Source organism: Pelagirhabdus alkalitolerans (genome assembly GCF_900096905.1).
Taxonomy (GTDB): domain Bacteria; phylum Bacillota; class Bacilli; order Bacillales; family Amphibacillaceae; genus Pelagirhabdus; species Pelagirhabdus alkalitolerans.
Map to the genome: position 1 here is coordinate 22963 of NZ_FMYI01000002.1, position 14575 is coordinate 37537.

Here is a 14575-nt window from a genome sequence, read left to right on the forward strand (position 1 = left end):
CCATTCTTAAGAATTAAATTGTTCACTCAATTGTTTGAATAATTGATCGAATGTTTGTTTATCCGTAATATCTTCTTCTAATTTGGCTTTAAGTCGATCAATCTCTAAAAACATTTTGTAATCAGATGATACAGAGGGCTGGATGTCTGGAAATTGTGTTTTAAGATAAGAGGTAATATCAGCTTCAATCGCTTGTTCAGTAAATTGGTAAAAGGGAGATACTTGAATAGCGATTAATTGTTCATTATTATTTGTAATACTCGTTAATTTTTCAACTTCGCTAAACTCCTTGGTGAGTAAATCATTTAATTCCATCTGAAGTGGATGTGAATAGTTAATTTGCTTAACAGACTGAATATTTTCGTTATTCGCCTCAGCTTGCTCTTGTGATTGACATCCTGCCGTCATCATGACACCCATCATCATTATAAAAAGACATCGATATATTTTATGTTTTTGCAATAGTCTCACCTCTTTTTAGGTAGTATTTCTAGAAAATGTGAGACTATACAAAAAAACGATCAAACATGGATAACTAATGTTTGATCGTTTTAATGATTAATCGACTTCTAAAGTAATAGTAGATAAGTTTTGATTATCGTCTTCGAACCATTCAGTTAATAACGGTATAGTTGGGTTTTCAACATCCGGAATTGTTAATTCAATTTGATTATTTTCGACCCAATGAACTTCTTGAATAGGCCATCTAAAGGATGAGAAGTTGAATTGTTGATCGTCTAATGGCTCAACAGTTAATAATGCCCAATCTGATAAATCAAAGACCATAAGTTTATTCGGATTCCAAGGCGATTCAGCTAGTGTTCTTTCAAAAACCATTAATACCTTAGCTCCATCAGAAGAGGTTTCCCAAATGGACATTGCAGCATTGTCAGCTAATAATAATGATTCTTCCGTCTCGGTATTTAATAAAAGATAAGAACAAGTGCCATTTTCACAAGCAAATTTAAGAATAAAGGCTGAATCAAATGATTCACCACCAACATCAATTAACTCCATTTGTTCAATGGCTTCGTCTCTTTTGTCATGAGTGGCTAAGTAATTTGATAAGATCGGAATTTGATCGATATGAACTGTTATGTGACGGTCGACTAGTGTGAACTCAATAAATTGCTGAATTTCTTCTTCTGAATCGGACTCGACAGTTTCTTCAATTAATTCGATTGATTCTTCTTCTGCTTCGTCTTCCATCTCTTCTTGGACAATTATGGGTGGTTCATCATTACAACCCATCAAAATTAGACTCATTATTGCAAACGGTATAAATAGAACAGAAAGTTTCATATGATCTCCTTATTCACCTAAATTTAATGTTGATCGTAATCCAATATTCGTAACTGGTCATTTTCATATCCAACTGTAAACGTGTAATCAACTACTTCTGTTTGATTTGTTTCATTTGTTTTATTTAATTCAATTGAAGCGTTAATTGTTACGGTATGGCTAGATGTCTCGTCTTCAGTGAGCTCGATAATATCAAAGGTTAAAATGTCTAAATAGCGTGATCTAAAACTTGGATAATCTGTATTGTTTTGTTTATCACTACCTAACAGTGCATATGCATTTAAATAATCATTCATCGTAATGCTTTCCGCAAAATACTCGATTAAATATTGAGCATCTTCTACTAAGGCTTCTTGATTTGTTGTTGTGGGTCTGATCTCAGAAGGAAAGGTCAGTTCATCATTGGATGTAGTAGATGACCAATTTTTCACATCTTCAATAATAGCAGGAATTGGGATACTAAAGCCAATATCACTTTCTTCTATTCCAGCAGAATTCACACCAATGACACGTCCTGTTCGACGATCAATTAAAGGCCCGCCACTGTTACCGTGTGTAATATTGGCTGAAATTTGATAAACATTTTCATAATTAAATTCATCAATTTCAAAAGAGCGATCAATACCGGAAATAATTCCCAATGTTACTGTGTTTTGAAAACCTAAAGGACTTCCAACTGCAATTATTTCTTCACCTGGTACGAGGTGTTCATTTTCTTCTAATTGAATCGGTTGATGATTCATAAGTTGTGGAACACGTATGACAGCAATATCTTTTTCCTCTCCAACTTTAACAATAGCCGCTGGATAGGTTTCAGTATTGGTTAACGTGACATTAATTGATTCAGCATCTTCAATGACATGAGCATTTGTAATAATATCACCACGTGAATTGTATATGAATCCTGATCCTACACGATCGGTATAGGGGGTTGATACATTTAATTGAACAACACTTTTTTGAACCTCATGAATAATATGTTGTAAATCATCGGTTGATGAGCGCTCTTCTTCAATCTCTAAAATTTGATATTCAGCATTTAACGTTTGATTAAACAATCCGTTATACAGGCTAAAATTGAGACTTATTCCTATTAATAAAACCACGAGTGTGAAAAGAGTTATAGAGATAGATTTTTTATTTTTCATAGAGACCCCCTTCTGTATTTAATCGAGTAGCCATGTAATGGATTCAATTTGATAGTCAGTTGTCTGATTAGCAAGTTCTTCATCAAAATGTGTGTGATCAAAATGTCCGATCTCATTAGGATAAAGTGTTTCAGGGTACACATAAAGTTCAAAAGTATCAACTGATGATTCATCATCATCTAACAGTGAATAGTTAATTTTGACCGCATGAATAGGAATGGTAGCAGAACTTTCAACTTCTCCAGCAATTTCAACTCGACTGTTTTCAATATTGATCTCTAGGTCATTAATTTGTACCGCATGATTTTCATTAATATCCATTTCATCTTCGTACTCGGAGTATGCTTGTTTCATACGATCGTCTTGTGCATCTTCAAAAAGGGTCTGTTCTCTGTCCACAGTTGCTAATAAACTTTCTAATTTATCGTCATTTGGTAAGTAATACAATCCACTTTGAATCGTATCTCTTGCTTCACTAAATTGATTTTGTTGTAGATACTCGTTAGCGTTGTCAATCGTATATGCAGATATTTGATCACGAATTTCTTGTGCCAAATCATACGCTTCGGGATCATCAATTGCTTCTGTTTCCCATAATATAACAGGTAATTCATCCATAGATGGGTCATTTTCTAGTTGATCCTTAACATGACTGATTTGTCTATCAATGATCATCGATTGAATATCTTCTAAAAATAAATCATAGGCTTCACCAGAAAAGCGTTCAAGTTCTCGTTTAGCTTGTTGAAGAAACTGCAACTGAGCCTGCTGTGCATTAATATTATCCATTTCATTTAAGACATCAGTTGTAAATTGTGTGAATTCGTATAAATCTTCTGCTTGTGGAAAATCATCATAACGAGATAGTGCGTGTTCTAAAGCCTGATCAGCTTCTTGATACTCCTTATTAAGGATGTGTTCTTCTGCATGTTGATAATAGGTGAGGGCTTCAGTTTGTTGGTGATGATTAAAAAATACAATGATAATACTTGTAATAATCATGATACCACTGAGTAAAAGAGGTATCATAAATGATCGTATGGACCATTTCTTGGTGTGAAGTCGATCTTCTAGTTGGTCTGGAAGCTTTTCCCCGCAATGAATGCAAAACGTTTCATCGGGGTACACTTCAGATCCGCAATGTGGACAGTAGCCCATTACAATCACCTTCTTTTAATAGATAAATTTCCACTCGTTAAACGGGTAGATTACCATTTGAGCTTTTCCTAAAATGTCTGATTCGTGAATAAAACCTAATGAAGTATAGCTATCGCGACTATCACGACTTAACTTCCGGTTGTCACCGAGCACATAGTAATGTTCACTCGGTACGTGCGTTTGTTCAATGTCATGTGTCCAAAAGCGCTGATCATCAGTCATGAAATTTTGTTGGTATGGAAGACCATCAATGAATAGTTGTTGATCTTGAATTCTTATTGTTTCATTCGGTAATGCAATAACACGTTTAATGTAGATTTGATCACTCAAATCAATAACAACCACATCTCCACGATTTGGTTTGTCTTTAGAGAATGATAATTGATTCATAAGGATCCATTGATCATCTTCTATTGTAGGAGCCATGCTGTGCCCTACAACTTGTGCGGGTTCGAAAATGAATAACCGAATACTGACTAAAACGAATAAGATCGTAAGTAAAAGGATTGTCTTAGAAATCTTTGCTTTTCGTAATGATTTTAACATGCGAAATCCCTTCCTAAATAACACGACAAAAAAGACGCGTTAAGTGTATTTTACCATATTTTTCACAATTAAAGTGTAAAAAAGATTTTATTATGATTGGTTATTGTTAATTTCAACATAAGTCGCGAGACGATCAAGGCCTGTTTTTAGTGTTTCCATACTATATGCATACGAAAGTCTTAATAGGCCTTCACCTGCTTGACCAAACGCATCTCCCGGCACAAGCGCGAGTTGAGCAGATTCCACAAGATCAAGCGCTAAGTCAAATGTAGATTTTTCAGTTGAAAGAGCGAACATGACATAAAAAGCACCATCAGGATAGACAGTTTTTATACCCATTTGATGCAGGCGTTCCAATACGTAATCACGTCTCTTACGGTAGCTTTCTTTCATAACATCCGGCTGATTTTTTGCTTTTGTTACAGCAGAAAGGGCAGCGTATTGACTAATTGAACTTGCACAAGACACATTATACTGCAAGACTTTCGTAAAATGCGTGGCTAAATGCTCAGGAGCGAGTAGGAAACCAATTCGCCAACCTGTCATAGCGTGTGATTTTGACAAACCATTAATGACAATAACTCGATCTTTAATGGAATCAATTTGAGCAATTGAAAAATGTTCATCTTCATATGTTAAGGCAGAATATATTTCATCCGTTATTAAATAAATATCATATTTCTGAATCAGATTAGCAATTTCTCTTAATTCATCTTCAGATAGAGAAACACCAGTAGGATTTGAGGGATAAGGTAAAATGACACATTTTGTCTTATCATTAATATGAGATTCAATTAGTGAAGCAGTCAATTTATAGTTTGTGTTCGTCGTATCAACATGAATTGGTGTTGCACCAGCTAATTCAATCAATGGTTGATAGCCTGGGTATACAGGATCGGGTAAAATCACTTCATCACCGCTTGATAGAATTGTTCGACAAGCGATGTCAATTGCTTGAGAAGCACCGACTGTAATTAAAATGTGTTCTTTGTCATAATTGATTTTGTATTTTTCGTTCATATAGTCAGAAACAGCTTGTCTAAGCTCAGGTAATCCTGCATTACTTGTGTACGTTGTTTTGTTTTGTTCAATCGCTTGTATTGCATCCTGTTTAACGATACTAGGGGTAGTGAAATCAGGTTGACCAATTGTTAATGAAAGAATACCGTCTTTTTCGTTAACAAGATTAAAGAATTTTCGTATACCTGATAGTTTTATATTGTTTACTGTTGAATTTATAAGTTCGTCCATAATCTATTGAAACCTCCGCGTATAAATTTTTTTGAGTTGGGCACCTTGTATTTAGGAGGTGCGATCCATGTTTGATAAGCTCTACCAGCAATTATTGATTTTAGGAATAGATCCGTTTCTTTTAGACTTAATTTACTTAAGTTGCTTATGGCTTGTTATTTTTATAGTCATTTATGTTGTTCAAATGTGGTTAATAAAAAAACGCTTATTCCTGCTATTGTCTTTGTCACTTTGTATTCCGATTGCTTATATAGTGATGGTTATTTTATTCGAGCGAGACATTGTAAAAGATGTTTTGTTTTATAGCATTAGTTTGTCTTTTTTTGTACTAATGATTTCCATTCTTTATCGCAAAGTATTCTTACGCATTCAAGCAAAACAAAAGGCATAGATCATCTATGCCTTTTATGATTATAATATGAATAATTCCATTTACCAAGAGATGATGGTGTATAATTTGAATGCGTATGTGGTTTATGTTTTTTGTTGTTGTAGGGGATGCCTAAATACTGACAAATAACACGTTTGGCTTGGTTAAGTGACATTTTTGTCTTAGGATTTCTAAACGTTTGATCAAGCTCCCCTAAGTGTTGAACCGTTTTGAAATCTTGTTTACTAGGTGGGACGTGAAAATAGTAATCAGCGACTTGTACAAGCACTGTTGAGTGTTGTTTGCTGAATTTCGGTTTTTGTGAGTAATGCAACCCAATTTTTTTAGCTTGTTGTTCTGTAAGTAATTTATCAATTGCTTGTTTCTTCATATTATATAGTTCTTTCGGATTTAGAGCCGTCTTGGCATGCCGGTTTATGATAAATATAGCCCTTGCAATTTCGCTTACTTGATACTCCACGAAATAAAACCCTCCTCATAAGCGCATGTCTATGTTTACACGTTTATTTTAGCATGAATCTTTATTTAAAACTATTTAATTTGTATTTTTCCCCGTCAAAACTCAAACTAATTTTTTACTCGTATTAAATAATTTCGTTTATTTACTAAAATATGATAAAATAATAGTTGGTAAATGAACGTGAATATCTTCCTTCAATTGATTTTTAAGGGGAGTGTCAAATGGAACATATTAAAGATTTACCTTTGTTGCAAATGACAGCAGAGTCATTAATGGTGTCGTCTGAAAAGGTAGCGCACGTACAATTGAATAACCCACTAGAGCATGCATTGCTTATTCTAGTAACATCAGGATATTCTGCTATACCTGTATTAGATACCCGTTATAAGTTTAAAGGTATTATCGGGAAGAACGCTATTTTAAATGAGATTTTAGGCTTAGAACGTTTCGAAATGGAACGGTTATCTGAAGTGACAGTTGAAGATGTTCTGATGAGGGATATACCTAGTGTCAACAAATCGGATCATTTTTTAACGTGTTTAAAAAATGTACTAGACCATCCGTTTTTATGTGTAGTAGACCAAGAAGGTAATTTTGATGGTATTGTAACAAGACGAGAAATACTAAAACAGTTGAATAAATACATTCACGTTAATAAAGAGTTATTTACCGAACTGAGTGAAGGTGAAAAGTAATACTTGTCAATTTTAAGATTGATTTGATAAAGTATAAAACAGTACAAATGAAGGGGGACTATTAAAATGGAAATGATGGATGCAAAAGAAATTATTTCGTTTATTTCAAACAGTGAAAAATCAACACCTGTAAAAGTGCATATTAAAGGCCGTCTCTTAAATGAGATTGATTTTGGTGGAGATGTACAATCATTTGTTGAAGAAACAACAGGTGTTTTATTTGGGGAATGGAAAGTTATAGAAGAGGTGTTATCTACATACAGTCATCAAATCGATGATTATGTGATAGAAAATGATCGTCGTCATTCAGCGATTCCGTTACTTGACTTAAAAGATGTGAATGCACGTATTGAACCTGGTGCTGTCATTCGTGACCAAGTCAGCATTGGTGATCAAGCCGTGATCATGATGGGTGCCATGATTAATATTGGTTCTGTTATTGGTGAAGGTACAATGATCGATATGAATGCAACACTAGGAGGCCGTGCCACTGTAGGGAAGAACTGTCACGTTGGTGCAGGTGCTGTTCTAGCAGGCGTTATTGAACCACCTTCAGCTAAACCAGTCGTTGTTGAAGACGGAGTTGTCATTGGTGCGAATGCAGTTGTTTTAGAAGGCGTGACAATTGGTGCAGGTGCTGTTGTGGCAGCTGGTGCGATTGTGACACAAGATGTGCCAGCAAACACTGTTGTAGCAGGTACACCAGCGCGTGTGTTAAAAGAAATTGATGACCAAACGAAAACCAAAACAGAAGTCATGCAAGCATTACGTAAATTAGATAATTAATAAAGAAAACAGGGGAGAGTGTCTCTCCTGTTTTTTTAAATTAATTGACTATAGATTAATTTAAAGTGAGTGTGATAAAGATGGATCAAGATCAACTAGTAACAATAAGAAGAGATCTACATAAGATACCAGAGATTGGTTTTAAAGAAACGAAGACTCAAGCCTATTTGTTATCAAAGATTGCTGAAATGGATCAAACGCATTTAACTGTTTATAAGTGGGAGACAGGCCTTTTAGTCAAGGTGAATGGAAAAGAGCCAAAGGGTACGATTGGTTATCGTGCAGATATAGATGGTTTGCCGATTACTGAAGATACAGACTTTCCATTTCAATCTGAACATGAGGGTTATATGCATGCATGTGGCCATGACTTTCACATGACGATTGCTTTAGGTGCATTAAATCGTCTGAGTAAAGAACCAGTCAATGATCATGTCTTATTTATCTTTCAACCAGCTGAAGAAGGGCCTGGTGGTGCCCAACCTCTTTTAGAATCTACGATTTTTAAAGAACTTAAACCTGATTGTATCTTTGCCCTTCATGTGGCACCTGAGATGCCAGTGGGGCACGTATCAAGTAAACCGGGGATGTTGTTTGCCAATACGAGCGAGTTGTTCATTGATTTTAAAGGAAAAGGGGGACATGCTGCGTATCCTCATTTAACACATGACATGGTTCTAGCTGCTAGTGGATTTGTGACACAACTCCAGCATATTGTCAGTCGTCAATTGGATCCGATTGAACAAGCCGTTGTCACGATCGGTAAGATCAATGGAGGAACTGTTCAAAATATTATTAGTGAAACAGCTAGAATTGAAGGAACGATTCGAACGGGTGATGCGAATTCGATTGCAACGATAAAACAGGCAATTGAACGATTTGCAAAAGGGTTTGAACAAAGCCATCATTGTAAGATTGATATTGATTACGGTTCAAATTATTATCAAGTCTTTAATGATGCCTCTTTTATTGAACAATTTAAATCAATTGTCGATCAATCAACGTTAAATTGGCATGATGCAAGTGAAGCAATGACTGGAGAAGATTTTGGCTATTTCCTTAAAGAAATACCAGGTTTTATGTTTTGGCTAGGTGTCGATTCAGAATATGGTCTACATCAAAGTCGGCTCAATCCTGATGAAGAAGCATTATCTGTAGGAGTAGATATTGTAGAAAGAACAATAAGACATATAGAAATAAACTAATATGATGATTGATCTATGTATAAGTATAAAAGCATGTGACATAAAAAATTAAGCGGCTTAAGCCGCTTAATTTTTTATCATCTTTACTATCAACTTAGTGGAACAAAGTACAAACTTGAATGGCGAAACCTATTATTAAGATTCTTCTTTTTTCAAATGCGTCACTTGTTGAGGGAATGGGATTTCAATACCATTTTCATCAAATGCTAACTTAATCGCTCTTCTCATGTCACGCTCTGCGCCCCATTGTTCCATGTTTTGAGTTTGTCCAATAACACGGAGGACAACATCAGAATCCCCAAGTGCTTGTACCCCTAACACATCTGGTCCTTCTGTAAATCGTTCGTCTTGGCTAAATTGTTCACAAACAGATTGAACCACACGCATTGCTGTATCAATATCATCATCATAGCTAATGCCGATATCGACTAAGGCACGCATTGTACCTCTTGAGTGGTTACTGACTCCCTCCATATAACGGTTAGGAACAAAGTTTAATGTTCCATCGAAGCTTCTGATTTTTGTTGTTCTTAAACCAACTTCTTCAACAATACCGTTATAACCAGCTGTCGTAACATATTCGCCAACTTCAATTTGTTTCTCAAGTAAAATGAAGAAACCTGTTACGATATCACTTACTAATCCTTGAGCACCAAAACCGATTGCAAGTCCTAATACACCTGCAGATGCAATGAGCGGCCCGATCGATAAGTTGAATACTCCAAACACCATCGTAATGAAGACGAAAATCAACACGTAAGAGAAGAGATTAAGGAGTAGTTTCTCAAGTGTTAAGACCCTCGCTTCTGAAATGTTTTGTTTTTGAGTTGATTTGTGTAACAAACTTGAAATGAGTTTTTTACCAATTGAATTTGCAATTCCATATGCAATGATGAGCAGTACGAGTTGTAACCCCACACCAAGTGCAAATTCAATGATTGAATTAAAATCGAGTTCCATAGTATGTATACCTCTCTTTCTATTATGTGTGTACGATAGATTATATACCCATAGAGGCTATTTGTTAAACGTTTAATCAATTTTTGTCTTCACAACAAAGAAAATTTAAGAAAATAAAAGAAAATGATGCAAAAGGGTAGTAATTTATTTCGGAACTCGATATATTATTAAGAGATAAGCATAATTCAGAAAGGGGAGGCACATGAACACATTTAAAAAACTAAAAGAATTCTATTGGCCTCATAAACGTTATTTTTTTACAGCGATACTTTTCACGTTAATTGTCACCGCAATTACAGTGATCTATCCAATGGTGTTACAAATCACAATTGATGAAGTGATTATGAATGAAAACTTTGAGCTTATACCTGTATTATCAATCGGATTTATTTTGATTATGGCAGTGAAAGGGATCGCGAATTTTTCTCAGCAGTATTTGGGAGATAAATTCGGGGTTACTGCAGTTTATAATTTACGTGATGCATTGTATAAAAAATTACAACGTTTATCATTTAGCTACTATGATAATGCACGAACTGGTGACTTAATGTCACGTTTAACAATGGATGTAGAAGGGTTCAAGTTCTTTTTAGCTGCAGGATTTAAAGAACTGATCCGCGTTGTCTTTTTAATGTTATGTAGTTTAGCTGTTATGTTTTATTATTCTGTGCCATTAGCGATTGTAACGATGGCGATTATGCCTTTATTAATCGTCGTTGTTAAACGGTTTGATAAAGAAGTTCACCCTGCCTTTCGATCAATACGTAAATCGTTAGGTAGCTTGAATACACGAATTCAAGAAAATGTAAGTGGTATGAACACTGTTAAATCATTATCTAAAGAAGATTTTGAAATTGAACGTTTCACTACAGACAATACGCAATATCGAGATGTCAATATTAACACATCAAAAATTTGGTCAAAGTATTTTCCATTCATGGAGTTTATTGGAAACATTGCGATGATCGCTTTGCTTATTTTTGGTGGATGGTTAGTCATTAACGAGCATATGCGTTTAGGTGAGCTCGTCGCCTTCTTTAGTTTAATCAACTATATAGTGGGTCCACTTATGCATTTAGGTTTTATTGTCAATCAATTTTCACAGGCTAAAGCGGCAGGTGAGCGACTACTTGATATATTAGAAGCTGAAGAAGACATCGTTGAGTCTAATGATGCCATTTCAGCAGATGATATTAAAGGGCATGTTGAGTTTGATCATGTCACACTAAAATATACAGATGATGATGATCCGGCATTAAAAGATATTAGCTTTGATGCTAAAGCAGGATCAGTGATTGGTTTAATTGGTGCGACAGGTGCCGGTAAGTCGAGCATCACACAATTAATGACACGTTTTTATGAGCCGGCTTCTGGAGAGGTCTATATAGATGGTAGAAAAACATCAGACTATAACTTAAAAGAAATACGAAAACAGATTGGATTCGTTTTACAAGAATCATTTTTATTTTCAACGACAATTAAAGAAAATATTGCTTATGGGAATCCAGATGCGTCAATGGCTGATATTATTGATGCGAGTAAGCGTGCTCAAGCACATGACTTTATTATGGAAATGCCTGATGGTTACGATACGATGCTTGGTGAACGTGGCATGGGGCTCTCAGGCGGCCAAAGACAACGTGTAGCAATTGCTAGAGCATTGTTGATTGATCCAAGTATACTTATCTTGGATGATGCAACATCAGCTGTTGATATGGAAACTGAATTTAAAATTCAACGTGCCCTAAAAGAAGTTATGGAAGATCGAACAACATTTATTATCGCACACCGTATTTCATCACTTAAACATGCAGATGAAATTTTAGTGTTAGAAGATGGTGCGATTGTTGAAAGAGGGACACACGATCAATTACTCGAAAACAATGGTCCTTATCAACGTATTTATGATATTCAATACCAAGATAAAAAAGCGATTATGGGTACGTATTAGGAAAGGAGGCGCTTCATTTGACAAAACAAACAGAAGAAAAATACGTCAGTCCTCATGTGAAACGTTTTTATTATCCGCAAGAGACGGCTGTAGAGAAGCCTTTTAACTGGAGGCAGATGGCGCGGTTATTAAATTATTTAAAGCCGTATGCGAAAACCATTTTACCAAAAGCATTGTTTGCAATGTTCATTAATATGATTGTACGTTTGTTTGTACCGATCATGATCGGCCAATATGTAATTGAACAGGCGATAGCCCAGAGCGATGTGACGCTCTTGACTCAATTTATTATTTTAATTGGTGTTTTGTACTTAGCAAACTATATTGCCAATCGGTATCGTATAAAACTCGTTAACATATTAGGTCAGCGGATTATTTATGATTTAAGAATGCAATTATTTTCACATGTCCAGCGTTTGAGTCACAGTTTTTTTGACAAACGTTCAGCGGGCTCGATTCTTGTGCGAATATTAAATGATGTTAATTCGCTACAAGAACTTTTCACAAATGGGATTATAAACTTACTAATGGATGTTGCGATGTTGACAGGGATTGTCGTTATATTATTAATTTTGAGTCCTCAGTTAGCACTTGCGATCTTAGTTATTTTACCGATCATGTTTTATATTTCGACAAAACTACGAAGAAGAATTCGGAGATCTTGGCAACAAGTGCGCATTCAAAAATCAAAGTTGAATTCACACTTGAATGAGAGTATTCAAGGGATTCGGATTACGCAATCATTTTCTCAGGAGAAAGAGAATACGGAATACTTTAATGGTGTGAACACAGACAACTATGAAAAAGAACGTATAGCAATGAAAAAAAGTGCCTTTTTCGGTCCGTTTGTTGAGATGAGTAATGCCATTGGAACCGTTATCCTTATATCATTTGGTTCAACACTTATTATAAATGAACAAGTTGGAATTGGTACGTTTGTGACATTTGCCTTTTATTTAGGAATGTTTTGGGAACCCATCTCTCGACTTGGTCAAATTTATAATCAATTACTAGTTGCAATGGCATCTTCTGAGCGAATCTTCGAATTTTTAGATGAACAACCGAATGTTTATGAGAAACCAGATGCAAAGTCATTTGAAGATATGCAAGGGGACATTAAATTTGATCACGTGAAATTTTCATATGACGATGATCGAGTGGCCTTACATGAAATTGATATCAACATTCATGCGGGCCAGACTGTTGCACTTGTTGGTCATACGGGGTCAGGTAAATCAACCATTGCTAACTTAATTAGCCGCTTTTATGATCCGACCAATGGATCTGTTCGAATTGATGGCCATGACTTACGTGACATGCGATTAGATAGCTTACGTCAAAATATTAGTGTTGTCTTGCAAGATACCTTTATCTTTTCTGGCTCGATTATGGAAAATATCAGATTCGGCCGTCCAGATGCAACGGATGAAGAAGTAAAAGATGCTGCTAAAGTCGTTGGGGCACATGAGTTCATTTTACGGCTAGGAGAAGGTTATCAAACAGAAGTTGAAGAAAGAGGGAATATTTTATCTGCAGGCGAACGACAATTACTATCTTTTGCTAGAGCATTACTTGCCAACCCAAGAATTCTTATTTTAGATGAGGCGACTGCAAGTATTGATACAGAAGCTGAGATGAAAATTCAAGAAGCGTTACGTAAATTATTAAAAGGTCGAACGGCTATTATGATTGCTCACCGACTGTCTACAATACGTGAAGCGGATAATATTATCGTTCTTGAACATGGCCGCATATTGGAGCAAGGAAATCATGATGAATTAATCGAACAAGAAGGGGAATACTACCATTTAGTTCGGTCACAATTTGAAATGTTAGAAGCGCTTTAATCAGTGGTCTCTTTAGACAAAGAACCCTAACTTTTTTATTAATTAAAAGGTTAGGGTTTGCTTTTTAATACATATGATTATTTTTTAGTAGGAACCTTTTTGAAAATATGCTAGACTAAGCAATGTAGGATTTGTAGGGAGGAATCGGTGTGAAAAGAGAGTTTGCTGTTATTGGCTTAGGCCGATTTGGAGGTAGTGTTTGTCGTGAATTAAGTTCTGAAGGTATGGATGTTTTAGCGATTGATACAATCGAAAGTAAAATTAATGAATATCGACATATAGCATCACATGCTGTCATAGCCGATGCAACGGATGAGAAAGTTTTAAAAGAATTAGGCATTCGTAATATTGATCATGTCATTGTAGCTATTGGTGAAGATATTCAAGCTAGTATTTTAACAACTTTAATGCTAAAAGAGTTGGGAATTAAAAAGATTACAGTGAAAGCCCAAAATGATTATCATGAGAAAGTTCTAAATAAAATAGGTGCTGATCAGGTGATTCACCCTGAGCGTGATATGGGTAGAAAAATAGCGCACAGTATCATTTCAAATAACATTTTGGATCACTTAGAATTATCGGATGACCATAGTATTGTTGAAATCAAAGCAGGAACTAAGCTCGTTGGTAAGTCACTTACAGAACTTGATATTCGTGCTCGATTTGGTTGTAATGTTGTAGCTATAAAATCGGGAGAGGCCAACGAAATTAATGTGTCTCCACTTGCAACAGAAGTGATAGAAGATGAAGATGTTTTAGTTATCATTGGCGCGGATAAAGATATTTCAAGGTTTGAAAAACAACTCGTTATTGATGATTAGAGTTTCTATATTAAAAGTGTTTGGTGTCACTCCGTCAAAATATAGTTTAGATGT

General features: G+C 35.4%; 15 protein-coding genes. 7 read left to right on the forward strand and 8 right to left on the reverse strand.

Features of this window, described 5'->3' with window-relative positions:
• Positions 1-6 precede the first annotated feature (6 nt).
• The 6 genes from BLR62_RS02290 to BLR62_RS02315 all read right to left on the reverse strand — a co-directional run bounded on the left by BLR62_RS02290 (position 7) and on the right by BLR62_RS02315 (position 5405).
• Positions 7-462, reverse strand: a complete 456-nt coding sequence (locus tag BLR62_RS02290; protein WP_090792650.1) for a hypothetical protein — start codon at positions 460-462, stop codon at positions 7-9.
• A 96-nt stretch (positions 463-558) separates the two neighbouring features.
• The gene (locus BLR62_RS02295) at positions 559-1251 is read right to left on the reverse strand and encodes a hypothetical protein (protein ID WP_090792652.1); all 693 of its coding nucleotides are present in this window, start codon (positions 1249-1251) and stop codon (positions 559-561) included.
• A gap of 74 nt (positions 1252-1325) precedes the next feature.
• Positions 1326-2450 carry a S1C family serine protease gene (locus BLR62_RS02300; RefSeq protein ID WP_090792653.1) on the reverse strand — a complete coding sequence of 375 codons (1125 nt, stop codon included), beginning with the start codon at positions 2448-2450 and terminating at the stop codon, positions 1326-1328.
• A gap of 18 nt (positions 2451-2468) precedes the next feature.
• Positions 2469-3608 carry a zinc ribbon domain-containing protein gene (locus BLR62_RS02305; protein ID WP_090792655.1) on the reverse strand — a complete coding sequence of 380 codons (1140 nt, stop codon included), beginning with the start codon at positions 3606-3608 and terminating at the stop codon, positions 2469-2471.
• A gap of 15 nt (positions 3609-3623) precedes the next feature.
• A complete protein-coding gene (lepB, locus tag BLR62_RS02310; RefSeq protein WP_090792656.1) occupies positions 3624-4154 on the reverse strand; it encodes a signal peptidase I in 531 nt (176 codons plus the stop codon).
• Between the two features lie 90 nt (positions 4155-4244).
• Positions 4245-5405 carry an aminotransferase A gene (locus BLR62_RS02315; protein ID WP_090792658.1) on the reverse strand — a complete coding sequence of 387 codons (1161 nt, stop codon included), beginning with the start codon at positions 5403-5405 and terminating at the stop codon, positions 4245-4247.
• A 67-nt stretch (positions 5406-5472) separates the two neighbouring features.
• On the opposite strand from BLR62_RS02315, the gene BLR62_RS02320 reads away from it, so the two are divergent.
• Positions 5473-5796, forward strand: coding sequence for a hypothetical protein (locus BLR62_RS02320; protein ID WP_090792660.1), 324 nt, complete (start codon positions 5473-5475; stop codon positions 5794-5796).
• A 1-nt stretch (position 5797) separates the two neighbouring features.
• On the opposite strand, the gene BLR62_RS02325 is transcribed toward BLR62_RS02320, so the two are convergent.
• Positions 5798-6256 (reverse strand): YkyB family protein, encoded by a 459-nt coding sequence (locus BLR62_RS02325; RefSeq protein WP_090792662.1) that lies wholly within the window; start codon positions 6254-6256, stop codon positions 5798-5800.
• Positions 6257-6477: 221 nt separating this feature from the next.
• Here BLR62_RS02325 and cbpB point away from each other — a divergent pair, with 221 nt between their 5' ends.
• From cbpB to BLR62_RS02340, 3 genes are all read left to right on the forward strand, one after another.
• Positions 6478-6951, forward strand: a complete 474-nt coding sequence (cbpB, locus tag BLR62_RS02330) for a cyclic-di-AMP-binding protein CbpB (RefSeq protein WP_090792665.1) — start codon at positions 6478-6480, stop codon at positions 6949-6951.
• Positions 6952-7017: 66 nt separating this feature from the next.
• A complete protein-coding gene (gene dapD / locus BLR62_RS02335) occupies positions 7018-7737 on the forward strand; it encodes a 2,3,4,5-tetrahydropyridine-2,6-dicarboxylate N-acetyltransferase (protein WP_090792667.1) in 720 nt (239 codons plus the stop codon).
• Positions 7738-7817: 80 nt separating this feature from the next.
• A complete protein-coding gene (locus BLR62_RS02340) occupies positions 7818-8942 on the forward strand; it encodes an N-acetyldiaminopimelate deacetylase (RefSeq protein WP_090792670.1) in 1125 nt (374 codons plus the stop codon).
• 135 nt (positions 8943-9077) lie between these two features.
• Here the strand turns inward: BLR62_RS02340 and BLR62_RS02345 are convergent, their stop codons facing one another.
• The gene (locus BLR62_RS02345; RefSeq protein ID WP_090792672.1) at positions 9078-9902 is read right to left on the reverse strand and encodes a mechanosensitive ion channel family protein; all 825 of its coding nucleotides are present in this window, start codon (positions 9900-9902) and stop codon (positions 9078-9080) included.
• A gap of 202 nt (positions 9903-10104) precedes the next feature.
• On the opposite strand from BLR62_RS02345, the gene BLR62_RS02350 reads away from it, so the two are divergent.
• The 3 genes from BLR62_RS02350 (at position 10105) to BLR62_RS02360 (ending at position 14521) form a co-directional block, all read left to right on the forward strand.
• The gene (locus tag BLR62_RS02350; protein ID WP_090792675.1) at positions 10105-11853 is read left to right on the forward strand and encodes an ABC transporter ATP-binding protein; all 1749 of its coding nucleotides are present in this window, start codon (positions 10105-10107) and stop codon (positions 11851-11853) included.
• Between the two features lie 17 nt (positions 11854-11870).
• A complete protein-coding gene (locus BLR62_RS02355) occupies positions 11871-13700 on the forward strand; it encodes an ABC transporter ATP-binding protein (RefSeq protein ID WP_090792676.1) in 1830 nt (609 codons plus the stop codon).
• 149 nt (positions 13701-13849) lie between these two features.
• Positions 13850-14521 (forward strand): potassium channel family protein, encoded by a 672-nt coding sequence (locus BLR62_RS02360; RefSeq protein WP_090792679.1) that lies wholly within the window; start codon positions 13850-13852, stop codon positions 14519-14521.
• Positions 14522-14575: the final 54 nt, after the last annotated feature.

Bases quoted from the DNA above. Each gene is read 5' to 3' on its own strand.
- BLR62_RS02295 (WP_090792652.1), bottom strand. From the start codon at position 1,251: ATGGGTTGTAATGATGAACCACCCATAATTGTCCAAGAAGAGATGGAA.
- BLR62_RS02300 (WP_090792653.1), bottom strand. From the start codon at position 2,450: ATGAAAAATAAAAAATCTATCTCTATAACTCTTTTCACACTCGTGGTT.
- BLR62_RS02305 (WP_090792655.1), bottom strand. From the start codon at position 3,608: ATGGGCTACTGTCCACATTGCGGATCTGAAGTGTACCCCGATGAAACG.
- lepB (WP_090792656.1), bottom strand. From the start codon at position 4,154: ATGTTAAAATCATTACGAAAAGCAAAGATTTCTAAGACAATCCTTTTA.
- BLR62_RS02315 (WP_090792658.1), bottom strand. From the start codon at position 5,405: ATGGACGAACTTATAAATTCAACAGTAAACAATATAAAACTATCAGGT.
- BLR62_RS02320 (WP_090792660.1), top strand. From the start codon at position 5,473: ATGTTTGATAAGCTCTACCAGCAATTATTGATTTTAGGAATAGATCCG.
- cbpB (WP_090792665.1), top strand. From the start codon at position 6,478: ATGGAACATATTAAAGATTTACCTTTGTTGCAAATGACAGCAGAGTCA.
- dapD (WP_090792667.1), top strand. From the start codon at position 7,018: ATGGAAATGATGGATGCAAAAGAAATTATTTCGTTTATTTCAAACAGT.
- BLR62_RS02340 (WP_090792670.1), top strand. From the start codon at position 7,818: ATGGATCAAGATCAACTAGTAACAATAAGAAGAGATCTACATAAGATA.
- BLR62_RS02345 (WP_090792672.1), bottom strand. From the start codon at position 9,902: ATGGAACTCGATTTTAATTCAATCATTGAATTTGCACTTGGTGTGGGG.
- BLR62_RS02350 (WP_090792675.1), top strand. From the start codon at position 10,105: ATGAACACATTTAAAAAACTAAAAGAATTCTATTGGCCTCATAAACGT.